Annotated in this window: 21 protein-coding genes and 4 pseudogenes; 13 read left to right on the forward strand and 12 right to left on the reverse strand. The window is 34.0% G+C overall.

The genetic code is table 11. The features are described from left to right. Positions 1 to 795: 795 nt before the first annotated feature. Positions 796 to 3,123, reverse strand: a pseudogene (locus P3L44_RS00570) (type I restriction endonuclease subunit R, EcoR124 family); the annotation flags it as partial. Between the two features lie 329 nt (positions 3,124 to 3,452). On the opposite strand from P3L44_RS00570, the pseudogene P3L44_RS00575 reads away from it, so the two are divergent. Then, positions 3,453 to 4,121 (forward strand): annotated as a pseudogene (locus P3L44_RS00575) (tyrosine-type recombinase/integrase); the annotation flags it as partial. A gap of 80 nt (positions 4,122 to 4,201) precedes the next feature. Here P3L44_RS00575 and P3L44_RS22075 read toward each other — a convergent pair. Next, positions 4,202 to 4,326, reverse strand: a pseudogene (locus tag P3L44_RS22075) (IS110 family transposase); the annotation flags it as partial. Positions 4,327 to 5,051: 725 nt separating this feature from the next. Here P3L44_RS22075 and P3L44_RS22080 point away from each other — a divergent pair. The 10 genes and pseudogenes from P3L44_RS22080 to P3L44_RS00625 form a co-directional block, all read left to right on the forward strand. Then, positions 5,052 to 5,306: pseudogene (locus tag P3L44_RS22080) on the forward strand (IS1 family transposase); the annotation flags it as partial. A gap of 459 nt (positions 5,307 to 5,765) precedes the next feature. Beyond that, positions 5,766 to 6,029 (forward strand): helix-turn-helix domain-containing protein, encoded by a 264-nt coding sequence (locus P3L44_RS00585; RefSeq protein WP_042848586.1) that lies wholly within the window; start codon positions 5,766 to 5,768, stop codon positions 6,027 to 6,029. A 485-nt stretch (positions 6,030 to 6,514) separates the two neighbouring features. Beyond that, complete coding sequence (locus tag P3L44_RS00590) at positions 6,515 to 7,066, forward strand: fimbrial protein (protein WP_042848585.1); 552 nt, start codon at positions 6,515 to 6,517, stop codon at positions 7,064 to 7,066. A gap of 58 nt (positions 7,067 to 7,124) precedes the next feature. Then, positions 7,125 to 7,703, forward strand: a complete 579-nt coding sequence (locus tag P3L44_RS00595) for a fimbrial protein (RefSeq protein WP_410480042.1) — start codon at positions 7,125 to 7,127, stop codon at positions 7,701 to 7,703. 70 nt (positions 7,704 to 7,773) lie between these two features. Continuing rightward, positions 7,774 to 10,281 carry a fimbria/pilus outer membrane usher protein gene (locus P3L44_RS00600; protein ID WP_048605557.1) on the forward strand — a complete coding sequence of 836 codons (2,508 nt, stop codon included), beginning with the start codon at positions 7,774 to 7,776 and terminating at the stop codon, positions 10,279 to 10,281. A 66-nt stretch (positions 10,282 to 10,347) separates the two neighbouring features. Next, entirely contained in the window at positions 10,348 to 11,085 is a 738-nt protein-coding gene (locus P3L44_RS00605; RefSeq protein ID WP_048605555.1) for a molecular chaperone, read from the forward strand. Positions 11,086 to 11,124: 39 nt separating this feature from the next. After that, the gene (locus P3L44_RS00610; protein ID WP_048605554.1) at positions 11,125 to 11,526 is read left to right on the forward strand and encodes a hypothetical protein; all 402 of its coding nucleotides are present in this window, start codon (positions 11,125 to 11,127) and stop codon (positions 11,524 to 11,526) included. Beyond that, the gene (locus P3L44_RS00615) at positions 11,519 to 12,052 is read left to right on the forward strand and encodes a fimbrial protein (RefSeq protein WP_042848582.1); all 534 of its coding nucleotides are present in this window, start codon (positions 11,519 to 11,521) and stop codon (positions 12,050 to 12,052) included. Before P3L44_RS00610 ends, P3L44_RS00615 begins: the two co-directional genes overlap by 8 nt. Then, a complete protein-coding gene (locus tag P3L44_RS00620) occupies positions 12,052 to 12,594 on the forward strand; it encodes a fimbrial protein (RefSeq protein WP_140171910.1) in 543 nt (180 codons plus the stop codon). Before P3L44_RS00615 ends, P3L44_RS00620 begins: the two co-directional genes overlap by 1 nt. Before the next feature lie 18 nt (positions 12,595 to 12,612). Beyond that, positions 12,613 to 13,626 carry a hypothetical protein gene (locus P3L44_RS00625; RefSeq protein WP_272661803.1) on the forward strand — a complete coding sequence of 338 codons (1,014 nt, stop codon included), beginning with the start codon at positions 12,613 to 12,615 and terminating at the stop codon, positions 13,624 to 13,626. Between the two features lie 963 nt (positions 13,627 to 14,589). Here the strand turns inward: P3L44_RS00625 and P3L44_RS00630 are convergent. The 10 genes from P3L44_RS00630 to P3L44_RS00675 form a co-directional block, all read right to left on the reverse strand. Continuing rightward, positions 14,590 to 15,615, reverse strand: a complete 1,026-nt coding sequence (locus tag P3L44_RS00630) for a hypothetical protein (RefSeq protein WP_048605551.1) — start codon at positions 15,613 to 15,615, stop codon at positions 14,590 to 14,592. Between the two features lie 15 nt (positions 15,616 to 15,630). Then, positions 15,631 to 16,161, reverse strand: a complete 531-nt coding sequence (locus P3L44_RS00635) for a fimbrial protein (RefSeq protein WP_208292499.1) — start codon at positions 16,159 to 16,161, stop codon at positions 15,631 to 15,633. Between the two features lie 17 nt (positions 16,162 to 16,178). After that, the gene (locus P3L44_RS00640) at positions 16,179 to 16,679 is read right to left on the reverse strand and encodes a fimbrial protein (protein WP_140171912.1); all 501 of its coding nucleotides are present in this window, start codon (positions 16,677 to 16,679) and stop codon (positions 16,179 to 16,181) included. Then, positions 16,672 to 17,082 (reverse strand): hypothetical protein, encoded by a 411-nt coding sequence (locus tag P3L44_RS00645; protein WP_042848574.1) that lies wholly within the window; start codon positions 17,080 to 17,082, stop codon positions 16,672 to 16,674. The genes P3L44_RS00640 and P3L44_RS00645 overlap by 8 nt, the downstream gene beginning before the upstream one ends. Positions 17,083 to 17,104: 22 nt before the next feature. Beyond that, on the reverse strand, positions 17,105 to 17,815 hold the full coding sequence (locus P3L44_RS00650) for a molecular chaperone (protein WP_042848572.1): 711 nt from the start codon (positions 17,813 to 17,815) through the stop codon (positions 17,105 to 17,107). Between the two features lie 8 nt (positions 17,816 to 17,823). Further along, positions 17,824 to 20,295: a fimbria/pilus outer membrane usher protein gene (locus P3L44_RS00655; RefSeq protein WP_227528868.1), complete on the reverse strand. Its 2,472-nt coding sequence runs from the start codon at positions 20,293 to 20,295 to the stop codon at positions 17,824 to 17,826. A 17-nt stretch (positions 20,296 to 20,312) separates the two neighbouring features. Further along, complete coding sequence (locus P3L44_RS00660) at positions 20,313 to 20,855, reverse strand: fimbrial protein (protein ID WP_048605548.1); 543 nt, start codon at positions 20,853 to 20,855, stop codon at positions 20,313 to 20,315. 60 nt (positions 20,856 to 20,915) lie between these two features. Continuing rightward, positions 20,916 to 21,458, reverse strand: coding sequence for a fimbrial protein (locus tag P3L44_RS00665; RefSeq protein ID WP_042848569.1), 543 nt, complete (start codon positions 21,456 to 21,458; stop codon positions 20,916 to 20,918). Positions 21,459 to 21,661: 203 nt separating this feature from the next. Then, on the reverse strand, positions 21,662 to 21,913 hold the full coding sequence (locus P3L44_RS00670) for a helix-turn-helix domain-containing protein (protein ID WP_042848568.1): 252 nt from the start codon (positions 21,911 to 21,913) through the stop codon (positions 21,662 to 21,664). Between the two features lie 935 nt (positions 21,914 to 22,848). Further along, entirely contained in the window at positions 22,849 to 23,211 is a 363-nt protein-coding gene (locus tag P3L44_RS00675; protein ID WP_140171913.1) for a YibL family ribosome-associated protein, read from the reverse strand. A gap of 338 nt (positions 23,212 to 23,549) precedes the next feature. Here P3L44_RS00675 and P3L44_RS00680 point away from each other — a divergent pair, with 338 nt between their 5' ends. Both P3L44_RS00680 and P3L44_RS00685 read left to right on the forward strand, forming a co-directional pair. Continuing rightward, a complete protein-coding gene (locus tag P3L44_RS00680) occupies positions 23,550 to 24,107 on the forward strand; it encodes a tyrosine-type DNA invertase (protein WP_004263124.1) in 558 nt (185 codons plus the stop codon). Positions 24,108 to 25,043: 936 nt separating this feature from the next. Beyond that, a complete protein-coding gene (locus P3L44_RS00685; RefSeq protein ID WP_004263121.1) occupies positions 25,044 to 25,433 on the forward strand; it encodes a helix-turn-helix domain-containing protein in 390 nt (129 codons plus the stop codon). The last annotated feature ends 39 nt before the right edge of the window (positions 25,434 to 25,472 follow it).

A 25,472-nucleotide genomic window follows, 5' to 3' on the forward strand; every position in this document is an offset into this window, starting at 1 on the left:
ACTGCGATAAGCCCAGTAAGTTCTAATGTACATAGAAATAAACTATGTAACCAAATATTTCACACAGAAGAATCCGTGCAACCTACTGATTTTTATCAAATAATATTGTATCACCATCCAGTTTCCACTTTCAGTGAAATGATGACCAAAAATTGGCAGTGAATTTATCTGCTATTTACCAATTAATAGCTATTAATTTTATTGATGATATAACAGATAGCCTTTATCGCTAAATTGATAACGTGACGAAGGATAATGGGAGGGCATTTAATCTTATTTGTATCATCTATTTAGTGCAAGGCTAAGCAATCTCAATCTAAATACATAAATAAGAAAGGAGGCAGAAAAGCCGCGACAGACAAAACAAAGGCGTCATTGCGGCTAGATGCATTTTTCAGGACACACTGACGAATTAATTATGTCCATTTGGTGGGATAACAAACAAAGTAATGGGTTAAAAAAGTAAAATATTAGGGCTTAACGGTCCAATCCCCTTGATTGGTTTTAATGACAATTTCGATAATGTCATATTTGTAATTAGCCCTATTCATACCGTTATAAATCATATAACGGTATGTTTGTGTTTTACCAAATGGTAATGAATGTTCTACGCAACACTTCTTTAACTGATTATATTTAAAACAAAAAAACTCAAAATTGGATTGCTTTCTAATCATCACCGTATAATGAATAGACGTAGCAGATTATTAATCGGCTTTGATACCCACAAACCGTCACAATAGAAATCACCCACGTTTGCTGGTATTTAGCTCTAATTATAAATTGAGACTCAATTTATAATTGACCACCAATCCCTTTAAACTTATCGATAAAAGCAGCTATCTTTTGAAAAACACTGTGTTTTTTGGTCTTATACTGCGGATTTAAAGGACTGAGTTTCAGTAAGGCTTCGTTAAGTTCTGTGCCATTTTCGGTTGCATATTCACGTCTTAGCGATGTTTGAATATATCGCTTTGCGGCGGCTTCATTAAGATTTTCCTCTTGGATGATCTTCTCTGCCTCACGTTTTTGTTCTTGCTGAGCAAAAGTAAAGAAAGCCTCGATGATGCTAGTTTTATCCTGCATGTCATCAAGTTCGGTTCGCTCAATAAAGTTAATGACAAGGTCCTCCTTCGCACGATGCCCAAAGCTTGAACGAATTAAACGCCTCACTTCATCGGTAATCGACTGTTTATCTTTTCTCTGCTGATGATGTTCAAAAATCAGTTCGAGGATATAATCCAAGTTAATTTCTTGTGATTTCAACAAGTCGACTTCAAATACCACATCATCCCAATCGACCATTGACGCAGCCGTTTCATTGGCTTGTCTCTCGCGCCGTTGCCAATCACGAATATCATTATACGTTGAGCGATAATCTTGAATCTGCCGCTCTGCGGGTAAATGTATTGCTGAAATTGCCGAAAACTGTTCATCATCAAGATAATGTATGGCTTTAAACTGTTCAATAGCAACCGGATCTGCCGTATCTAAAGATTGTCTTGCTTTCAGTGCAACGAACTCATCGTAATTTTGTAAGATATTTTCTACCCGTAAATATTCGCTAAATAACTTAACAAACGCCTTTTTTTCTTTTTCAGAAGCGATATCCGTAGAACATGGGAAACGTTGTTCAAGTTCGCTGACAATATCAATAAAGCCTCGGCGCGTTTCTCCCGTCACGCTATCCGTAAATCCGACCATATAGTCATGATAGCTTTTTTCCATCACCACATTTTTCGTGTTGCTTTTACCAAATAACGTAATTGCGTCGACAGTGGCTTGTTCTAAATCTCTGAAAGTCACGATATTACCAAACGTCTTCGTCGCATCATAAATACGATTCGTGCGTGAAAATGCTTGGAGCAAACCGTGATATCGTAAGTTTTTATCCACAAATAGGGTATTTAAGGTGGGGGCATCGAAGCCCGTTAAAAACATCCCGACCACAATAAGTAAATCAACCTCTTGATTTTTCACTCGTTGTGCAAGATCTCGGTAGTAGTTTTGAAAACCATTCCCCTCGGTATTGAAATTGGTTTTAAACTGCTTGTTATAATCCGTAATGGCTGAATCCAGAAACTCTCTGGAACTGAGATTTAACGCACTTACATCAAAGCTTTCATCGTTAATATCGCCAACCGCATCTTGAGTTTCATTTGCAGCAAACGAAAAAATCGTCGCAACGGTTAATTTCTGGTAGCGATTATCAGCATCATAAGCTGCCTGTTGGTGGTATTTAAATGCCTCATAATAGCATTTTGCTGCATCAACGCTGCTCACAGCAAACATTGCATTAAATCCTTTTGCTCCCATAAATACGCGGTGCGTTTTTTGTCGAAAGTTTTTAAGAATGTACTGCGTGATTTCGGCGATCCGTAATGGGTGCAACAAGACGTGTTTATTTTCAGCTGCACTGAGCTTCTTCTCATCCGTTTCCATTTCTATGGCTTTAAAGTGTGGACGGACATCATTATAATCCACCTTAAATTTTAGAACTTTTTCATCTCGGATAGCATCCGTAATAATGTAAGCATGTAATTCTTGACCGAATACGCTACCGGTTGTTTCTGCCCCTAAGGCATTGTCACTAAAAATGGGGGTTCCCGTAAAACCAAACTGATAGAAACGCTTAAATTTTCTTCTGAGATTTTTCTGAGCTTCACCAAACTGACTTCGATGACACTCATCAAAAATAAACACTACCTGTTGCTGATAAACTGGCAGTTTTTCATCTCCTTTAATGAGGTTGTTGAGCTTTTGAATGGTCGTCACAATGATTTTATTATCATCCTTATCCAGATTACGCCGTAATCCAGCGGTACTGTCTGAGCCATTCACGCTGTCAGGGGAAAAACGTTGATACTCTTTCATTGTCTGATAATCGAGATCTTTACGGTCAACCACAAAGAAAACTTTATCAATAAAGTCGAGCTCAGTGGCTAAACGTGCCGCTTTAAAGCTCGTCAGGGTTTTCCCCGATCCGGTGGTATGCCAAATAAATCCACCGCCATCCGGAGTGCTCCACTTTTTCGCTCGGTAAGCGCTGTGAATTTTCCATAAAATACGCTCTGTGGCAGCAATTTGATAAGGGCGCATTATCAGTAAATGATTGCTGTGATCTCCGCCAAACGCAGTTTCTGAACTTCTTCCAAAAGCCATATCTTCTTTGAAAATCAATAAGATTAACCACCTCAAAGTCTGTCTGATTCTCCCCTTGTTTACTGGTTTCTACCCCTGTTTGGGGGCAAAATTGGGGGCATAATTTTCCCCTGTTTTTGGATGCCCCCACAATGAAGCTTTACGCCTGCCAGGTAGCGGCCTCAAGGCCAATGGTAACCCCCTATAAAATGACCGATGGAGGGGGGACACACTAGTTTCATTAGCTGATGCACGAAAAAATTGCTGGTTCAAAATAAAGTTCAAGTAAATAAAAACATTTAGCCTCTGAAAGTACCTTTGAAGCAGTAGCTCGTGAGTGGCACACCTCTAAAGCGGATCGCTGGTCACTGCGTTATCGTGATGAAATTATTGATACCTTTGAAAAGGATATCTTTCCTTATATTGGTAAGCGTCCGATCGCAGAGATTAAGCTCCTAGAGCTACTTGAAACCTTGCGTAAGATGGAAAAACGCGGAGCCTTAGAGAAGATGCGCAAAGTCCGCCAGCGCTGCGGTGAGGTCTTTCGCTATGCCATTATTACGGGTCGAGCGCAATATAACCCAGCTCCTGATCTGGCTTCTGCTCTAACTCCACCTAAAAAGCAACACTTCCCATTCTTAACAAATCAAGAACTGCCATATTTCCTAAAAGATTTAGCTGGTTACACTGGCAGTATCATCACCAAAACAGCGACTGAAATTATTTTGCTAACGGCTGTTAGAACGCAAGAACTCCGCTTTGCTCGTTGGCAGGATATTGATTTAGAAAAAGGGGTTTGGGAGATACCAGCTGAAGTAATGAAAATAAAGCGACCGCATGTTGTACCGTTATCAAAGCAGGTTATCGAGCCATTTAATTCACTCAAACTACTATCAGAGTGTTATGAGCTTGTGTTTATAGGCCGTAATGACCATAGAAAACCAATCAGTAAGGAAAGCGTAAATCAGGTTATTGAGTTGCGGATTTTGTTAATGACACACAACTGAACTTTCGTTTGAGGATAGATACAGTTAATAGCATCAGGGAAGCTGGTTAGCCCATCAGTACCGATAAGGCTAGGCTTATGATTGCTAAAGTATTCCAACAGGGTACCGTGCTTTATTTATCGATAACTTCACCTATATGTTCTTCAATGAAGTGAACCTGTATAAGATGTTTTGCGATATCGGCGACAACGGGGGGATTTCATGTTGTGGGCCCTCTAGTCATTAGGGAGCTTTATTCATTTCGTACTGGGCACAATGATGTCAGAAGTGTGTGAGGATCTTCACCTCATCAGCCGAACCCTTCACCGCTCTCAAATAGTTGGGATGCGTTCATCTCATTTTTCAAGAACTAGCCTAAAAACGAGTATTAAGATTATCAATAAGTCAAATGACACCAACTGTCTGGAGATTTAAGGGGGCGGTTTAGTTAGATGAAATTATTAACACGCGTAACAAGTGTAAGTAATTGCAAAAAAGTAATGGTTGATGTATGTGAAAGAAATGTTGTTAAGTATGAATTAATAACACATCATTTGTAACCTATTGATTTTTATCGGGTAAAAATAATTGTAGTATGAATAAATATGACAAGAAATAACTGACTATTAAACTTGGTATATTCGATAGATTTCTCCTGCTTTACAGCCTATGTGAGTAATTATAGTATTTATGTGAGCTAGAGTTCAAAAGACAAAAAGATTTAATTACCGTATTCATAAATATATAGTGGTTTTATCTAGGTAAATTTAGCTATAGTTCGTATCTAAAATTTAATTCTATTGTTATTAATATTTAATCACAGGGCTTCTTTTTAATTTTTTCTTTAAATTACGACTTAGTTGAGGATTTACCCAGTGAAATTAAATAAAACTCTTATGGCTATTGTAGTAGCGACAACGATGGTTATGGTATGTCTGGTCACTTCAGTTAAAACATATAGTGGCGCATGTCTTGGGCTCAAGGAGCCGTAAGAGCCAGCAAAAATTATTAAGGTGGCTTTCTAAGTTTGATATTCAGTTTTGGTGTACCGATAATTACCTAGCATACCAGTTATTACCAAGGGAAACTCACTCGATTGGTAAACGATTTACACAGGGAATAAAACATCAAAATTTGAACTTAAGAAACAAGATAAAAAGGCTGAACAGAAAAACATAGAGGTATTCAAGAACTGTTGAAATGATTGACAAAATCATTGGTACTTTCATTGAAAGAGAACATTACATTTAACCAAATTAATACATTGAATACTCGCCCCAAAACTAGAAAAAGTGGTGGCTACATTTAAATAATCACTAAATAACTAGCCATATAGCGACTTATTTTTATTGGAGTTACAATTCCTTACAATATTTAGCGTAAGTAAAGCCTGAGGGTTTTATTAACAAAAATTTAACACGGTTATTTGTATATTGTTGTTTGATAATTGTTTTTTTATACCTTTTTATTTTTAACAACCTTAATTAGTAAAAAAATACCTATTAACTTTGTAGCTAATTTTTTTAAATAATTAATTTATTTTTTTGTTTTGGTTTAACTCAGATTTTTTGTATCCTATATTAAGTTAAACGATTGGTGTCTTATTTCATTTAATACGTCAACGTCAATGGTGCTTTAATGAGAAATGAAATTTTCAATTCACTTTCTATTCTAAGTGATAGAGATAACATAGTTAATGTCGTATCAAAAAACATTGGAAAAAAAATAAAAAAACTTAGATTGAAATATAACTTAAGTGGCTCTAATTTAGCTAAGGTTATTGGCATATCGCAACAACAATTATCTCGGTATGAGAATGGTCAAAGTGATATATCAACATCAAAAATAATGATTATTTCAATTTATTTTAATGTTGATGTTAGCTATTTTTTTGATGAATAAAAATCATACAACACCATGTGTTAAAGCTTAATGAATTGGAGCCTATTACAATGAAAATTAAAGGCTATTTACGAAAAGATATTGGTTCGTTTTTAAGGTATACCCGTAAAAAATCATTATTCTTCAATCAAGTTGGTTATCTAGTTCATTTAAGTTAGCAGCAGGTTTCTCTCTATGAACTTGGTATTACAATAATTAGTTTAGAGATGTTGAAATTTTTTAATTGCATTAGATAGAAATTGGTCGGAATTACTTTCAAGGTAATGGCTGACCGTTCTGATTAAATAAGAAAAATTAAAAATAAGTTACCATTAGAAACAATTTTAATTAAAAAATTTAAATTAGAAGGTTAGCCTTCTATTTATTAGTCGCCTTTTCTTTAAGTCTAGGCAAGGGAAACCTTTCCCATTTTATGAGTGACTTTGTCATTTGATATTAGTAAGCGTTCAATATATTAAATCTATTTACATATTAAGGAAATAATAATGAAATTATCTCAATTAGCTGTTGCTACTGTATTTGCCGCATCTGTTATTCCATTTAGCTCAATGGCTGATAACACAGGAACAATTGATTTTGTTGGTTCAGTTGTGAATACACCATGTAACATCCAACAATCATCATTAAAACAAACTGTTGATTTCGGTCAATTATCTCGCAAAGCCTTACAAAGCGGTAAAGCGGCAGAAGCAAACTTTGATATTAAATTAACTGGTTGTGATTTCGCTAATTTCGGCGAAGTTGATAGCGAAAGCGGTAATGCTGCTGGTGTTAAAACCATGGACTTAGTATTTACTGGCCAAAACTATGTGAATGGCGGTGAAATGCTTTCTACATCAACAGGTAACGCAAATAACTTAGGTATCGTGATTGATGGCTTCAAATTTGGTGTTGCAAAAGATGTATTACCTACCGGTAACACTGATGGCGATGTGACTTTATCTTTCAAAGCATTAGCTAAAGCAATTGATAAAACTAAAGATGTTGCAGAAGGTAAATTTACCGCTGTTTCAAACTTCCGTATTACTTATCAGTAAGCACTTTGAATAGCCGCCAATTTTTGGCGGCTACTTAATGCATATAAAGGAAAACAAAGTGCTTAATTATCTATTTGATATTCGAAAATTTGTGCCTGTTCTACTCATCTATTTTTGTGGATGCTTCACCGTATTTGCAGAAAAGGACATAGGGGTACGACATGAAGGAACGACTCAGATGATTGGCAGCGTTATAGCGACACCTTGTTCGATTATGATGAAAGATCGTTTTCAAACGGTAAATTTTTCATCATTAGCATTGAATTTATTATCAACAAAGGTATCCCGAGAAGAACGCAACCAGCTTTTTGAGATTGAATTAAGTAATTGCGGTAGCCTGTTTTCCTCTCTTGATAGCAAAACATGGGTAATACGTTTTGATGGCCATCGTGCAAACCAGATGAATGCTTTTGTCTTACAAGGCCCCTCTGAAGGACTAGGCGTTTCTGTTCTTGACAGCACAATGCAAGCCTTAATCCCTGGGGAAAGCTATTCACTATTCGGCAGCGTATTAAGACAAGGTAAGGCAGGACAATCACTTGTGCTTCGCTATTTTTTACAACTTGAGCTAACGGGAAAGCCTCTCCAAGCAGGCCGTTATCAAGGGTTAATTCGTTTTTTCATCGATTATCAATAAAACAAAGATAAAAACAGTCAATCCTATTGCATTGGCTAGTATTTCTTGTTGTTCTCGGAGTGGTATAAGCATGAAGTTCACATATTGTAAAGTTGGGCTGGCCATCTTAGTGGCATTAAACTTTAGCACGTTGACTGCTTATGCCTCAGAGTTTAATACGGATGTATTAGATGCTGAAGATCTCCAAAACGTCGATATGAGCCAATTTGCTGTCGCGGGGTATGTCCCCCCAGATAATTATGTCCTAACTATTTTTGTTAATGGGCAGCGTTTAGGCGCACCTCGGGATATTACGGTTTTTGAACAAAGCACCCCCGAGCAAACCTTGCTACAAACAACGTGTCTACCTGCTGATTTGCTTGATCTCATTGGGCTAAAAGAGACAGCAAAAGAAAAAGTCCATCTTTCGAATAATGACCAGTGCTTGAATTTATCAGCCCTAACAGGAGTCCAACTAAAAATTGAACTCGCAACATTATCCTTAAAAATGACAATCCCTCAGTTTTGGATGGAATATCGTGATCCTGACTGGGTGCCACCTGCATTATGGGAAGAGGGTGTTAATGGTGCCTTAATCGACTACAGTGCAAACATTTCTGTCACAAAAGAAAATACAGGAAGCAAACGCACTTATGCTTCGACGAGTGGAACCGCTGGCATAAATTTAGGCGCTTGGCGTTTTCGCGGTGATTATAATGGCACTTACCAGAAGCAGCAAGGAAATCGCCAATCATCACAAGAAACAAAGCAATTTGATTTTAGTCGCTTGTATGCATTTACTTCTATTAAGTCTTTATCGGCTATTTTGACGTTAGGTGAAAACTATTTTTATTCTAACGTCTTTGAGTCTTGGCAATACACCGGACTTTCATTAGAAAGTGATGACCGTATGCTACCCCCGAAACTGGTGGGATACGCCCCAGAAATTATTGGGGTTGCAAATACCAATGCAACAGTTATTGTTCGCAGCAAAGAACGTGTTCTGTTAGAAACAACCGTACCACCTGGGCCATTCCGTATCCAAACACTGGATAGTGGAGTTCGTGGGGTTTTGGATATCACCGTCCGTGAAGAAAACGGTGAAGAAAAGAAATTCAGTTTAAATACGGCCTCACTACCTTATTTAACCCGTCCAGGGCGACTCATTTATAAATTTGTTGCAGGTAAAACGCGACTTAGCGGTCATCAGCTAACAGGAAACCCTGTTGCAGGTGGGGAATTATCATATGGTTTATCAAATGAATGGTCACTTTATGGTGGCTCCCAACTTAATACTGATTACCAAACCGCTGCTATTGGTATTGGGCGAGACCTATTCGCGTTTGGGGCACTGTCATTCGATGTGACACAGTCAGTTGCACGCTTTACTCAAGAAACCCTGCAAGGCCGCTCATATAGGTTAAATTACTCAAAATCTTTTGATGCATTACGCACAGATATTACCTTTGCGGGTTATCGCTTCGCAGATAAAAACTACCGAACACTCAGCCAATTTATGGATGAAGTCAGTTCAGGTTATGTCTCTCGTGCACCAAAAGAAAATTATCAAATCTATTTGAATAAATATTTCGATAATTTTAATTTTTCACTGAATTATCAATATAGCACGTATTGGCATGACAAATCACAAATGCAATATGGCTTATATGCAAGTACCAATATCAGTCTTCCTGCACTTTCCCAGCAAGATGCGACGATATCGTTATCTGCAATTCGCACTGAGCGAGACAGTGGCTATAAAGATGATGCAGTGAACCTTTATTTAAGTATTCCACTTTATAACGGTCACAGTGTGTCATTGTCTGAATCTTATACTAAGACGGGAGAGTATAACCAACATAACCATAGCGCTAGTTATAGCGGCTATAACGATCGTGATAGCTACAATGTCACTGTGGGTTATAACCATGGGCAATTATATGATAGCGAATCGAGCATCAGTGGTTATTACTCCCGAGATCTCTCCCAAGCTAATATTTCAGCAAATGCAAGCTATGTCCCTCAACAATATCGCAGTGTTGGTCTGTCTATTAATAGTGGGATAACCGCGACTTCACATGGTGCTGCACTGCACCGAGGTTCAAGTGGAGATACTCGATTAATGATTGAAACTCCCGGTGTTGGTGATGTGCCACTCGATAATGGCACGATAAAAACGAATCGATTCGGTTTAGCTGTTATCCCTAATGTTAGCAGTTACCGTAAAGCTAACGCATCAATTAATACCAGTAAATTGCCCGATAATTTAGAAACGTTGGGGGCATCAACGGACATCACTCTCACAAAAGGTGCGATTGGCTACCGGAGTTTATCCGTAATGAAAGGAGAAAAACTCTTCGCTATTTTATCATTGGGCAATGATAAAACGCCGCCATTTGGTGCCAGTGTTCGCAACCACAATAACCTTGAATTAGGCATTGTCGGGGAAGATGGTGTGACTTGGTTAGTGGGAATATCGCCTAAGGAAAATTTACTTGTTTATTGGGGAGGGCAAGCACAGTGCCAATTGTCACTTCCTGAAAGTTTAGATACATCAACCAATATGTTGTTACTGCCCTGTGTATCAATAAAGAAATAACTATTCGAATCTATTTAAAACCATTCGGATTAGCTGCACACATTTAATTTATTTATGAGGTTTATTATGTTGAGTTTGTTTTTACGTTCGTGGGTATTTCCCTTTTTTCTGCTTACGACAGTATTTTTATCCGTTAGCGCACACAGCGCTGTGACATTGGATAGGACACGAATTATTTTTCCTGCATCCGATAAATCAATTAATGTCACTATTACAAATGATAATCCAGAAGAAGCTTATCTTGCACAAAGCTGGATTGAAGATATTGAAGGGAATAAATTGACTAAAGGCGCAATTTTAGCGACACCGCCATTACAGCGCATTGAGCCGACGAGTAACAGTTTGGTCCGTTTAAGCACCACGCCTGAGCTGAGCAAATTACCGCAAGATAGAGAATCTGTTTTTTATTTTAACTTACGCGAAGTGCCACCTAAATCGAATGACGGAAATATATTGCAAATCGCATTGCAATCCCGAGTGAAATTATTTTATCGCCCAAAAAGCATTTTATCGGAATCAGAAACTAAGTGGGCACATAAAGTCACTTTAACAAAAATCGCTAATGGCTATCGTCTCAATAATACCACCCCATTCAACTTAACTGTGATTGGCTTTGGCAATAGCAAAAATCAAGCAGAAAAAAATGCGTTTAATGTTGTCATGGTGCCACCAAAATCTGACCACGACATTATATCACCATCATTATCAACGCCTTATCTAACTTATATTAATGATTATGGTGGTAAACCTACGCTCGTATTTCAATGCCAAGGTTCAATCTGTACTGTTTCTGGAGAGGAGTAACATTGAGTGAAAGCTAGCATATTAATAAGGAAAACAAACATGAGCAGCCCGCGAAAAACACCTCTAGGACTGTTTATTATCATGATAGTACTGTGTTTTCTTTCTAGCATAAAACATGTCGCTGCTAGCTTGCCAACTAACTCAATCAGTTACGGCCAGATTCAAGTATACGCGCAATTGATGAATACAGCTTGTAACCTAAGTATACGCGGTGCAAAAGAGGTCACGCTGACAAATTGTGGTGCTGGTAGTGCATTTGATGATCTTAATTTAATCAATTCAGCTGTACATACCCCTGTCACCTTACAATTTTACGATACCGAAAAATCGTTATTTTACCCAAGCTATCTCACTTATTTAACAAACGGTGATAATAAAATAGCCTTACCACAGCAAATTGATTACCACAATACCTTAAGATTTGAGGTGAGCTATGAATAGAAAAAGCCGATTGAATTGGGTATTTTATCTCTTGTTATTCACTTTCCCTGCATTAGCTTATAGCGAGGAAGGACTTGATATGGAGTTTCGCGGTGAGCTTGTCAATACAGCTTGTCAAGTTACAACCGAATCTTTAAATCAAAAAATAAAAATTTATAACCTACGCTTAAAGACAATTAATGAAGGAATACCGAGCGCAACAGAACCTTTTTCAATTTTTATTGAAAAATGCAGCGAAACAGATTTAAAAAAAATAATCAAGTTAACATGGAAAAGTAATAAATTAACCAATATTGATGGTGATTCTTTTTTAAATACGCAGGGTGATAGCGGTGTTTTATTGGGGATAACAGATAAAGATGATTCTTTAATTGTTTGGAATCAACAAATTAACTTTGGTATCGTGCCTGAAGTAGGAAATACACAAGAACTTAATTTTGGTGTTTTTGTTCGTAAGCCTAAATCCGGAGATGCAAAGACAGGTGATTTTTTAGCCTCAGTAACCTTTACTGTGGAGTATGAATAATGGATATCATTAAAAAATATTTTAAATTCTGGGTTGGTATACTTTATTTCTTCACCTTCTCTTCCCTTGCTGTTGATGTTCCAATAAAAATATCAGGTACTGTCAAAGTACCACCTTGTATTATTAATAAGAATGAAAAAATTATTTTTAACTTTAAAACCGTACAAATAGATAAAGTTAATAACCATGATAACTCAATCACTAAAGAAATATCTATTGATTGCCAATATTACCAAGGAAAGCCTTATATCAATGTTGTCGGTGATAAATTAGCGAATGCGCCTAATAATGTATTAAATACTAAAGGAAATACAGGGTTAGGGATTGCTTTATATCAAGGAAATTCAGTTAATAATACTTACCCGCTTATTATTGGAAACAATATAAACAGCCTAGGAAATGAAATTATTAATGGATTAAGTGGAAAAGGTCAAAAAAATGGGATCTTTTCTATAACTGCAGTTCCCTATGCATTAAATACTAGTAATTTAGCACCGGGTAAATTTGAATCTACTGCAAAAATAGTCATCACCTACAATTAATAATGACTTGGAATTGACATGATACTTAAACCTCATTTTTTTATCTTAATTTTATTAAACATATTATTTTTCCCTGTCACCAGTATTGCTGGGGATTATCGCCATTTTATTTGGACAATGACAAGTCCAGTAAAAACAAACGATATGTTGATTAATTATAATGATATGACTACCTCTGCATCATCAATAATGTCTGGTGGGCTGAATGGCCTTTATAATGCAAGAAGTGTCTATACAAGATGTAAAGGAACTAATGACAAATTAAGTGCAACCCAAGAAAAAACCGCTTGGCTTATTATGCAAAATAGAGTGTACGTAAATAATGTCCCTATTTCATTGAATATCGACCCTTATAACAGTTGGACCTATCCAGCACAGTCGCAAATTTCAGGATATATTTCCAAGATAAACCAAATTTCAGTTAAGACCGATGTCGGGGGCTGTTGGACTCTTGGCTCAATGATACCTGTAGACTTTCATTGGCGTAGTGCAAGAATAACAGCAACCTTATCGCAAGGTAACCTCGCTCCAGGGATCTATAGGGTTCCCGTGGCCTATTACTATGCGTTTGAAGAAAATAAATTTACAACTCCTGAAGAGAAAGGCCCCTCAGCAGATGTGCCCAATTTAATCGTAGGAGGCCTTGGCCGACGTGATTCATTTACATTAATTATTGATGTAAAATCTAAGTGGGATTTCAACAGTAACCAACTGCAATTAACTCATGATATTACATTAGGGGATGAGTCTAGCTATAAAAGTAACGTAACAAATTACAGTATCTCTTGCAGTGCATCAACGCCAGTAAAAATGGAATTAATTGGGACAAATAAACCCACAGGGAAAAGTGCTAACTTCACTAAATGTGGTGAAGGAGATTGTGAGTTACAATTTAGCGATGGAAAAACAATCAGTGAGGAGAAAGTCACAGGGAAAAAAGACTACCTTATTAATTCAACATTTCACCCTGACGATAAAACCAAAACAGGCTCATTTCAAGGAGCAGGAATTTTAAGAGTCACAATACAATAAAAAATAAGGTTAAATACCAAAAAGTTCTATTTTGTTGAACTTCCTAGTGCTTACTTTCCTATTTATAAGTAGTTGTTAGGTACTATCATGGATTGGTATTGGCAATTTTTTTAGGATAATATTCCTATCGCGCCATGAAAATCTTGAGAAAAGTATAGAGAGTTATTATAACCAACTGGCCATGTATGTTTTCATAAGCAAGCGCCTCGTCTGAGCGAGGCGATAACCTTAATAGGCTTCGTTTAAAGAGCGAATGAAATAACCGAAATACTATTAAGAGAAAAATAGTGAGTATGCAGGTAGATTATATGATTTTTTGAAACGTATAATCTACTGTGTATTATGATGGATTATGATTACTAGATGTGAGTTAGTTAAAAATATTGTTTTTGTATAATAACCATACCCACAACCCACTCATTAACCTCTTAATCAGATTATGAATTTAGGTATGATTTTTGTCTTGGGGGCATTAATGAGGGCAATGCTATTTATCCAACTAAGTAAACCCATTTAATATCAACGTCATTACCTATTAAATACGACTCCTGTAATAGCCATTCAAGTTCAATATACCTCCATTGAAGGCAATTAAATCCTTTAAATTCAATGCAGATTTAGATATATTTGATAAATAATATTAAATATAAACACACAAAATAGAGGGGCTTATAACTAACACCGCCCTAATTTAAGAACCCTGTTTTATTAACTTATCGATATACGTAAAGAAATTTATACTACGAACATGATAGAATTATTAAATATCGTTGTTCGTTACCCGATTAAAAAATTATCGGGTAATTTTTTTTGGGGTATTTAACAGGCATGAATTTACCATAAAAGTGAACTATGCTGATATAAAATTATCTACAGGTTCGATTTTTATCTAAAACACTTGTATTATATACTTCTGCATATTTTTAATTATTTAAAAATTAAAGTATGTTAAATAAGTTAATATTAAATATACTCAAAAATTAAGACCCCACCACCACTGATGTTGCCAAAAGATACATTGGATCTACTTTTTCCTAATGTAATTCCTATATCTAGTGTTTTATTAGTAATACTTTGAAGTGTCGTGATTAATTGCTTTTTACCATCAACTGCCAACTCACCGTACCAACCAGATGACACATTTCCTAAATCTAAACTTGTACGAGTTGGATTTGCACTATCAATAGGTTTTGAGGGCTGGTAAGTTACTTTAATATTTCCAGGATAAGTACAGCTAACGGTTACACTTTTAGTTAGATTTACTCCATCAGCTATTGATTGTGGTAAAGAACCAAAATTAAAATCTAGTTGAGTCTTATCTACACGACAAGTATTAATAACGGTTACATTAAAAGTAAGTACAGCTGAGTTTTTAGGTTGGATAAGCGCAACAGAACTTAACCATTTAGCTGGTATATTTGGGTTTCTGACACCAAATAAAGTCGTGTTTACTTTAATAATATGCGGTGTATTTCTAATTGGGAGATTAGTATTACTGATTAATGTAATAGGAGTTTCTCCACTAAATGATTGTGGCGTATAAGGGGTTCGCGAACAGGTTGCACGGCCAACATTACCTGAGCTTTGCCCTATCTGTGCATATTGTGTATTTGGATATCCATTGATTGTACCTAATGATTGGGGTAATAAAATTCTAAAAGTAAATTTTTCATTGGTAATAGGATCTACATAATCCACTGTATTTGGTGCAATCACATATTGCATATTAGTTGAATTAGGTGAATTCCCGTATGGAGGACATGCACGAGATCCCCATGCATACTCAGTCATTTTTCCTCCCATACTACTTAGCTTAGCTCTTAACGTTAAATTGACACCATTAAAGTTAGCGCCCGTCCAAGTTGTATCAGCTGTAAATTGAGTACCACTATACCCCATGACTGTCCAGTCATCTGGATCACCAGCATTGCTAATACTAGAAATAGCCAGTAGTGAAGCAGGTAACAAATAAAAAACGGTTTTCATCATAAAATATAATCCAAATTATAAATAACTCATTAGGATAGCAACAGTACTATCGAAGCTACCTTCCGTTAATAGTAATTTATTGGGGGTAATTAACGAAGCTCGAAGGATAAATGAGCCTTGTAGCTCATTACTACCAAAAGGAATCCATTTATTTAAATCAAGATTAGCATTACTCTTGGTTAAAGAGATTCCCAGTCCATTCTTTGATGTTCGTAATACGTTGTTACCAACTTGTGTATAGACACCATATTTAGTTGGATATAGATACAAGTTCATAACTTTATTAGCTGGAACTGAACTTCCTGTACAGTTATATTTTAACTGAATATCCTTATAGGCTGTTCCATTTTCAACTTCAGAGAAGTCAACATTATCAAAATTTATAAATAATGGTGATTCATTATTTTCACCTAAAATAGTACAAACAGGAGCAACTATAGTTGCTGTAATATTAATTTTTACATCAGCACGGCCATTATTAAAATCAGCAGCAGTTACTACTCTAGAAAAAAGTAATAATAATAAGAGCGACTTTCTTATTTTCATTATATAACTTCCTATTATTAGTTATAATTAACCATAATGCTTGCAGTTCCATGTACGGTTCCTGGTCTAGCAAAGTTACCTTTTTTTAGATATGTATTCAGTACTAACTCTGCTTTATTTTCTGAACTCACTCTAACCTCAAGTGGTTGATTAAACGAAATTAGTTCGCCATCAAGGCTCTCAAGACCAACGATTAGACCTGTTCCTCCTTGTGTTGTTAAATAATCAATTCCATTTTGTTTATATATATTTGTAGAAGATAATGAAATTTTTATTATTTTATCCATCATAGTAGGCGTACAGTTTTCAAATTCAATTTTTAATGGTTTTTTATCTGAAATATTGCCATTAACCTCAATATAACCTAGTGAATAAGGAATGAATTGAATGGTTATCTCTGACTGTTTAATTTCACATTTTTTATCAATTAGATTTCCATTGAAATTAATAAGCAAATCACTCGAAAAAGCAATAGGAGTCATAGTAATAATTAATATGGAAAATATGAATTTAATCATAATTTAACTCCATGATAGCTGAGCTGCCTTTAGTATTTTTATTTTGTATATAAAGTATGTTTTTACCAGAATAAAGTGGATGATAAATATCATATACTGTAGTTGTTATGTTGTTTTTTTCGATCAATTTAGCCTTGGCTTGTAAAGGTATTTTAATATTTTGATTATTTACTAAACATTGTTCTAGTTCAATAAAAAAAATATCGTTATTATATTCATCATCCAAAATAACGCACGGAGAGTACATTAATCCTACTTTAAAATGCAGTTTTCCACTTAAACTATCCATTTTAATAGCCGATGTTACATCATGTGATGGAAAAGAACGATTTTCATCATATTGACTAGCTACACTGCTTAATGAAATAAAAAGTGAGAAAAATACTACAGAAAAATATTTCATTGTACCCTCATTTTATAACTGGCTATTGTTGACTATCAGCTTTGCATACTGATGATTTGCAGTTAAAGGAAACAGTTGGTCTACCACCGTAATCATTTATGTAGGTTAAGTACGGTTTCTGGAAATGTGTACTTTTAACTTGATGACTTCCAAAAGGGTCAATCATAAATGAATCAAATGCGCCATTTTCAGATTTGTTTTTGTCACCCGCTAACCCAATGACCGTTAAATAAAATGGAGAGGTATTTTTAATAATATACCCATCATTTACTGTATTCAGCTCTAGATCTAAGGCCCAATCAGTTTTTGCTTTATCTAAAATAGGCTCTGGGCGATAAAATAATTTAATTCTTGATTGTAATGCAACTTGCATTACGTTTGGCTTATCGCTTTTCGGTGGTATCTCTCTTAAATTAAAATAATAAATAGACTCTCTATCTTTAGGTAATTTAGATACATCCGTAGTTGAAATTCTAATCATGCTTTTTATATTCGGTTCTAAGCGCTGAACTAACGGTGTCGCAATTAATGGTCCTGTTGTAATTTTATTTCCATCTTTATCGTCAATCCAAGCTTGAGCTAAATACGGCAAGGTGTCACTCTGGTTTTCGATATTAATAATTACAGGGGTAGAATCACCTTCTACTATTGCTCTGGTTCTATCAAGAGATACTGCCGCTATGCTATTTTGTGCTACCAATAATAGCGGAAGTAATAAAAATTTATTTTTCATAAAATTCTCTACTTTTTGCAAATTAAAATAATTTGGTTTGCATTATCTAAATTGGGTAATGTTGTATTACACTGATTTTTATTAGACCAATTGATATTTAGCCTTTCTTCAGATTGAACAGCTGTTAACCATACTAATCCGTTATCGCTAATTATCCCGACTTCTCTACCTTTTTCATTTAGTACTTGAGCACCAAATGGAGGAGAACCTGAATTATCTGCCATTTTAATAGTTGCAAATAATTTGAATCCCTTATCTGCACTTATTTTTCTGTATCCAATTGCACCTTCTGTTAATGCAATATCATATATCGTATTTGATGACTCAATATTATCTGGTAATTTACTCATATCAACATTATAGCTATTTTTGTAATAGCTGGTCATATTCGGAATAACTCCGATCCCTATTCCATTTGTTACTGTTGAACCATTATTTAAAGGAACATCAGCGATATTATTTGTATCTATCATTAACCTAGCTGCAGATGAATATGATGAGCTATGTAAAGCAATACCATGCTGTGTTAATGTTACACCACCATTTAACCCCATACCTAAGCTAGAATCACCTTTATCTGAGATTGAAATATTACTATTTAAAGACGCATAACGAGTTGATAAATCATACATACCAGCTAGCGTACTTTGTTTTTTAGCATCCTTACCATAACTTGTTGATGCGCTTAAGTTATAGTAATCATTATCCTCAGTTAAGGTAGATACAGAAACACGCGAATTATAGGTGTCATTATATTTCATTGTGTCAAAAGTGTAGAACTGCTTGCCAAATGGAACTGAAAGCATCAAGCTAATTTGGTCATCATATTTATTTTGGTAATAACTTCTATTTGCTGATAGCGTTATACTTCCTCCTTGTAAATTTAAATAAGGAATATTAACGCTTTTACCTATATTTAGGCCGTATTGATGAGTTTGACCTCGATCCCAATACTGTTGTAATTGATAATTTAAATTTATATTAAATTCACCTAGACGCTTTGAAAGACTTATTTGATAGCGTTCTTTTTCATTATCAATAAATTTATTATTTCTTAAATCTAAATATTGAGACATAGTATAAAATTTTCTATCAGTAAAACGATACCCCGCAAAAGTTAGATCCATATCGTAATCATCAAAAGTTTTAGAGTAATTAATACTATATGAGTTACCTGATGGACTATCATGATCTAACTGCGAAAAAGAGCGAGCTATATTTACAGATAAAGCACCAAACTGATTCATAAATCGGCCAAAGCCTAATGAAACTTGTTGATAACCTTGGCTTATATCTGAGGCTGCATTTAATGACCAATTATTATTTAAACCATGTGAGACTTCTCCTCTGAAGAAAAAAACGCCTCTATATACTGAATGGTCTCGTTTAATTGGTTGCCCTGCAGTTACATTATATCGAGTAGTTCCAGGACGAGTTAAATAAGGCACATTGGAACTATTAACAATAAACTGTTGTTCAGATCCATCTTGCTCAATAATTTTTACGTGTAATTCACCACGAGTACCATTATTCAATGATTGAATTTTAAATGGACCAGCAGGTACATTGCCATCATATATTACCCTTCCTAATTGAGTAATAACAACGCGAGAATTAGTTTTAGCTATTCCTGTAATTTCAGGAGCATATCCTCTTAGTCTAGGAGGTAACATTGAATCGTTTGTAAATAAAGATAATCCTGTAAATCTAAAAGGTTCTAGTATCTGTGATGGTGTTGTACTTTCACCCACGACTAATTTAGCATCTAATGCTTTAATATTTCTATATAAATAAATTGCATTAAATAAAAAATTACGAATTGTTGATGTTTGGCTATTTGACTCTTGTCTTTGATAATTACCATAATATTCACTTCGTAAACGCCAAGCACCCATATTAGCACCAAGATATCCACTGATCGATGCAATTTGATTTTTTAAACTGTCATTATCGCTATATTGATAGTTGGCATTGTAATCTAATAATAACCCGCTGATCCCTTCATCCCAAAGGGTTTTGGGTAACCAGTTTACATCCATATACTCTAAATATAATTGAGGTATATTTATGATTACCGTTCCCTCAGGTAAATTAGGAGTAACACTAACACCCTTCAAAGCCAAGAAATTAATACATTCCCCGTTATTCCAATAGGTCAGTTCTTTCACATATTTTTCTTTAAGGCCTAAACTATTAATATAGTCTTTATCAATACATATATCACTCACAGAATCATCATTATCATTAGCTATAATTTTAATAGGAGAGGCCGATTGAGTTAATTGAGTACTATTAATAATTATATTAAAAAAATAAGTTCCAGGAAGAATAAAATTTGGATTTTGAAACCTTGATACGTCAATATTCGCTTTATCTGTGCTATCAAGTATATCTGTATTGAACTCTACAGAATAGGATACTTTGTTAAAAAAAAGCATCGACACCATTAAAATGGTCATTTTTTCTTTTATTGATAACATCGTAAATACTCATTAAATTAATAGTAATCAATATCAAATGTAATGATACTTGAAAATTCTCCTACTTGTGGCCTAAGCCCATCATCAACAACAATTTCAGATAAAAAGTTTAATTGTTGTTCATTGACTGATTTCGTTTTGCCTGCAACTCTTTTTAAATCATAAATGGGATAATATTCATTAGGCTTGACAATGTTATTTCCGTTTAATATATAAATAGCCAAACCATCGGCATCATTAAATTTAAATCCATTAAAGTTGCTTGTTACTGAACCTGAAAATTTTATTCTTATAGGTGATTTCTCATCCTCAAAATAAGAATTTGATAGCTGACAGTTTTTTAATATTATTTTAAATGGTTTGATTATCTTTTTATCTTTAATTCTACTTAAAGGGTAATCACCAAATTGAATAATTTGATCTTTACTTGTTAGTTGCATTGAACAACCCGAGGCTAATATTTCACCTTTAACTGTTGCTTGTCCCCAATTCATTGCTGCAAATGCTGGAATGCTAAAAAAATGAGCAAAAAAAGTGGCAATAATTAACAAGTTTTTCATAATAATATTCTTTTTCAGGTAATATACTCCTCCACATAATAGTGAAGGAGTGTATATAACTTACTGGTATGCGATTTCGAAAGTAGAAATAGTTGTGAAATCGCCCGCTGTTACAGCAGCAGCACCTGCTTTTTTAACAAAAGCAGAGTAAGTTAATGTATTGTCACCATCGCGCAAATTTAAGTTAGCAGGAGTACCAAAAGTAATATCTTTAATACCTACAGCAACGTTTGCAGCACTGCCTGTAGTTGCTAAAAGATTTTGACCTGCAATTTTACTTACACCATCAAAAGTAATAGTTGCTGTTTTAGTTACTGTAGTTGGATTTTGTGGATCGCTGTTATCAATTGATGTTAATTTACAGCCTTTCAGATTTAAATCGAAGTTTTTATACTTTGAATCTCCATCATTTAATTGACTTAATGATAGTTGGCCAAAATCAACAATTGTAGCAGTACCACCTTGTCCTGCATCTAAGTTACAAGGCGTATCGCGAACTTCACCTTTGAAAGTAACAGTACCAGTATTAGTATCTGCAATTGAAGCAAATGACGTTGTTAACATTGCTGCTACTAATACAGACATATATTTGTTATGTTTCATACTATTTCCTAATATCATTGTTAAGATGTTAATATTTATGTTTTTGAGAATGGAATTATATTAATTTCATTGACTAACACAGATAAGTATATCTGTATAAGAAAGAGTTTTTGCTATATAAATTTCTTTATTATACAGGAATATGAATAATGTATTATTATTTGATAATGTAGTGTTTACTCATTACTAAAATTTTATTTCTCTCATTTTAAATAGGATGAGTATGAAACAAAATCTGAAAATGATGCATTCATAATTGATAAAATAAATATCAAATCTGGTAATGATAGGCCATTTGAACCTCGTTCATATCGTGATATTTGCTGTTGACTTACTCCTACTAATTTACCTAATTGTGCACCAGTTAATCCATTTTTAAGTCTGGTTTTTCTTATAAAATCACCAATTTCTAGGTTTATATTTTTTACAATGAAATTTTTTTGGGTGCTAATCATAATAAATTCCTCAATAATTTATTTAATTAAACTAGTGAAGTTATAATTTCTTACTGATTTAATTGTCATTTAATCTAGCTTTTATTTTTATTTTTATTTATTTAAAGATGTTTATATCGATCGATTAGTTAATTTTGATAGGTTAACTCTATCAAAATGATGTTATTGATCGGTTATTCGGATCAAAATGTGACTTTAACTACTATTTAAAGAACATAACAATATGATTTTATGGTTTTTTTTTGATTCGATATTATGTTGTTAATTTCGAGCAGAACTATAATTTATTTATTTACATTACAACTTACGTATTAAATAAAAAACATTTTATTACATATAAGTACGTATTTATTATAATTTGTTTCATAATAATATTGTTATATTTTAAATTAATTACAGTAAAAACTATAACGTTAGGGTTATTTTGATTTTATATTAGGGTAAGATTATTCTTAGTATCGTTTGTCTTTTTAACTAACATAATAGTATATACATTCTACATTTTAGAGTGTTAAATAGAATGAAAGAGTTATAGATGTTTTTAGAATTAATGTAGTCCTCTATAACATAAAGCTTAGATTTCATATGAGTTTTATTCGGGTTTAATAGTTTCTCTATTTAAATCCTCTTCTTTTCATTTTTCGTAGAGTATGATAATTGCCGTTACTACTAGCTATGATGAATTTTGCTATAGCGGTTAACTATTAGAGTTTACATTGTTTACTCGATTATCAATGAAGTTACATGACATGTATATTCGCCCAATGATAATACTTAAGCTTATTTAGGGTGATTTTAACGACTGAGTCATTGACTTCAATTGATATCTTTAGCATGAAAATGGAGTTTATCTACTGCTGTATTACGTTCAGAGTTAGAGTGCTTAGGCAGTAAATCATAAATTGGCAAAGTATGTTAAAGAGGGGCTTCTCTCACTAGAAGTCAGTCTTAGAAAAACCAGTCATACCATCCAGCCCCATTTCACGACCTAATGCCGTCATGGGATGGACAATGGTCAAGCCTCGCACGGATTTTTTCAGCTTGCCAAGGTCGGCTTGTTCTTTCTTAGTGATGGGACGCTTGAACGGCATATCTACTAGTTTTTGCGCTTCTTTGCTTAGTTTTTTGTTACGCTCCGCCTTCAGACGAGCGATTTCAATTTCCAGTGTCGCTTTTTCTTTCTCTAGTTCTGCGTGTTTTTCTACTTCACTCGTCAGTTGCATACTTGCCATCTGGCGACGAATAAGATCTAAACGGTCGCTAAGAAGCTTAATTTGTGCTTTTTCGATTTCTTTCATTATATTAATTAACCGTGAATAAATTTCTTGCCGGCAAGTATACACTATTCTAGATAAGGGGGGAAAAGGGATACAGGCTAATACCCATGTGAGGCCACCTTTATTGTTCATCATTCATGGAATGAAAACAACATAATTACCTTATAAATCAATTTCCATTCAACTATTCATCATATTTCGTCTTTTGTATCCTAGTAACATCATGATTAAGTTGTTGCATTTCGGTATCATCACTGACCTTTCTGACATATTATATTTAATTTTTTGAAAAATTATTATTTTTAGTTGATTTATCGTTGGTATATAGCGAAATATAATGAGGTATAGATGAGATCATAATGACTAAACGTAAATTTATTACACGTACAGAAGTTAATTCTTTATTGGATGCTACAAAGCAAGGTCGCTATCCTAATCGCGACTATTGTTTGTTATTAATGAGCTTTTTGCATGGGCTAAGAGTGAGTGAGCTCACTCATATCACAATGTCTGATATTGATTTGGTGCAGAAAGTGATATTTATTAGGAGACTAAAAGGAGGGCTGTCTACCGTACAGCCTATAATTCCCGAAGAGTTTAATGCGATTGAAAAATGGTTAGTTGAAAGAGATTCTTGGAAAACAGCAGGGTCAGATTGTTTATTTATTTCACAAAAGGGAAGCCAAATTTCTCGTTATCAAATTTATCGCTTATTTGAGCAGTATGGCAAAATAGCAGGGCTTCCTGTAAAGCTTCATCCTCATATGCTAAGGCATGCATGCGGTTATGCTTTAGCTGATTTGGGTAGGGACACTCGATTAATCCAAGACTATTTAGGGCATCGAAATATCGCCCATACTGTAATTTATACTGCTAGTAATGAAAAAAGATTTAGTGGTATTTGGTCGAATCAATAAGTAATTTAATGAGTTGTGTCAATATAAAGCTAGCACTAAACATAATAATATGAACTAAACACCAAGAATACCTCAGTTATTTAGGTAATTGATTTTATAAAACTGAGGTATTCTTATGCATATTAAGGGTAGTAATTATTTTTAAAGCCATAAACAACATACTCAAGTAATTTATTTTCCAGCCCTTAAAAATAAGATTAGTTTATAATTTTATTTATTCTTTTTTTTTGAATCATCATAATTTAATTACTCTAATTGCGAGTATAGGTGGTTCGCTTTCTCAGTTAACTAATTATTATCATATTTCAATCATTTTTTTTACAGTAATAGTCTATTTTTGACTATCAAATAAAGTTATTCTGTGAAAGGTCACCATATAAGTGAAATCATTTAGATGATAAGTTCATATTTTTGGTTTTTGTGAGTTGAAAACATCTTATTGATGATTTAAAACACATTAATTTAATATACAATAAAAAAATTAATTATCAATAATAATCAATCGGATAAAATAAAATATCTATAAAAATCAATTCGTAACGCAACATAATAAATCAAAATGTTCAAATTACCTAATAAGTATAATTATCAGACTAACTAAAATCAAATAGCATAAAACTCTGTTGCGGCAATGCATTTTAGAGGTAATTATCAATTAATGTAAAAATTTGTCATTAACAACAAAAAGTTATCTTTCATGATTTTTTTTGTAATAAAATTCGCCAGTTAAATCATCTGACTTTTCTAGTTTAAGGTATAAATTAAAGATTTTAATTCTGATGATTCTTATATATAAAACAATTTACCTAAAACTCATTTAACGCAACATTTTGATTTATTTTGTTGCGTTTTTTTGCATTTCAAAAAATAAATTGTTCACTTTATGAGTGGTTCTGATTGTTTTGCCTCATTACACAAGGCTTTAATTGGTGAGATATGAAAAGTAATAAATTAAAGACCAGTATAGATAGCTTTCAGAAAATACTAACTGAACAAATTGGCATGGAATTATCGCATCTTAGAAAAGAGAAAGGACTTAGTGGTAGTGATCTAGCTAAAAAATTAAAGATATCACAACAACAAATATCTCGTTATGAAAGAGGAATATGTAGCATTAACTGTGGAATGCTATTTTCAATTTTATTTTATCTAGAAATTAGCCCGAGTGCATTTTTTGAAAGTGTATCATTGAAAATAAATGAAAAAAATCCTAGTGCTAATTCATTTATTCATAATAGTGAATGTTTATCCGATGAAAAGGATAACTACCATTATATTTTTAATCGACAAACAGAAATTATTTTAAATTCTTTATACAGCAAATAGTTATTTTAAAAATAATAAATTCTAACTATGCCCTACATC

The organism is Providencia sp. PROV175 (assembly GCF_032707045.1).
Lineage (GTDB): Bacteria > Pseudomonadota > Gammaproteobacteria > Enterobacterales > Enterobacteriaceae > Providencia > Providencia hangzhouensis.

Coding starts and splice junctions, on each gene's coding strand:
- P3L44_RS00585 (WP_042848586.1), top strand. CDS start 5,766: ATGAGAAATGAAATTTTCAATTCACTTTCTATTCTAAGTGATAGAGAT.
- P3L44_RS00590 (WP_042848585.1), top strand. CDS start 6,515: ATGAAATTATCTCAATTAGCTGTTGCTACTGTATTTGCCGCATCTGTT.
- P3L44_RS00600 (WP_048605557.1), top strand. CDS start 7,774: ATGAAGTTCACATATTGTAAAGTTGGGCTGGCCATCTTAGTGGCATTA.
- P3L44_RS00605 (WP_048605555.1), top strand. CDS start 10,348: ATGTTGAGTTTGTTTTTACGTTCGTGGGTATTTCCCTTTTTTCTGCTT.
- P3L44_RS00610 (WP_048605554.1), top strand. CDS start 11,125: ATGAGCAGCCCGCGAAAAACACCTCTAGGACTGTTTATTATCATGATA.
- P3L44_RS00615 (WP_042848582.1), top strand. CDS start 11,519: ATGAATAGAAAAAGCCGATTGAATTGGGTATTTTATCTCTTGTTATTC.
- P3L44_RS00620 (WP_140171910.1), top strand. CDS start 12,052: ATGGATATCATTAAAAAATATTTTAAATTCTGGGTTGGTATACTTTAT.
- P3L44_RS00625 (WP_272661803.1), top strand. CDS start 12,613: ATGATACTTAAACCTCATTTTTTTATCTTAATTTTATTAAACATATTA.
- P3L44_RS00630 (WP_048605551.1), bottom strand. CDS start 15,615: ATGATGAAAACCGTTTTTTATTTGTTACCTGCTTCACTACTGGCTATT.
- P3L44_RS00635 (WP_208292499.1), bottom strand. CDS start 16,161: ATGAAAATAAGAAAGTCGCTCTTATTATTATTACTTTTTTCTAGAGTA.
- P3L44_RS00640 (WP_140171912.1), bottom strand. CDS start 16,679: ATGATTAAATTCATATTTTCCATATTAATTATTACTATGACTCCTATT.
- P3L44_RS00645 (WP_042848574.1), bottom strand. CDS start 17,082: ATGAAATATTTTTCTGTAGTATTTTTCTCACTTTTTATTTCATTAAGC.
- P3L44_RS00650 (WP_042848572.1), bottom strand. CDS start 17,815: ATGAAAAATAAATTTTTATTACTTCCGCTATTATTGGTAGCACAAAAT.
- P3L44_RS00655 (WP_227528868.1), bottom strand. CDS start 20,295: ATGTTATCAATAAAAGAAAAAATGACCATTTTAATGGTGTCGATGCTT.
- P3L44_RS00660 (WP_048605548.1), bottom strand. CDS start 20,855: ATGAAAAACTTGTTAATTATTGCCACTTTTTTTGCTCATTTTTTTAGC.
- P3L44_RS00665 (WP_042848569.1), bottom strand. CDS start 21,458: ATGAAACATAACAAATATATGTCTGTATTAGTAGCAGCAATGTTAACA.
- P3L44_RS00670 (WP_042848568.1), bottom strand. CDS start 21,913: ATGATTAGCACCCAAAAAAATTTCATTGTAAAAAATATAAACCTAGAA.
- P3L44_RS00675 (WP_140171913.1), bottom strand. CDS start 23,211: ATGAAAGAAATCGAAAAAGCACAAATTAAGCTTCTTAGCGACCGTTTA.
- P3L44_RS00680 (WP_004263124.1), top strand. CDS start 23,550: ATGACTAAACGTAAATTTATTACACGTACAGAAGTTAATTCTTTATTG.
- P3L44_RS00685 (WP_004263121.1), top strand. CDS start 25,044: ATGAAAAGTAATAAATTAAAGACCAGTATAGATAGCTTTCAGAAAATA.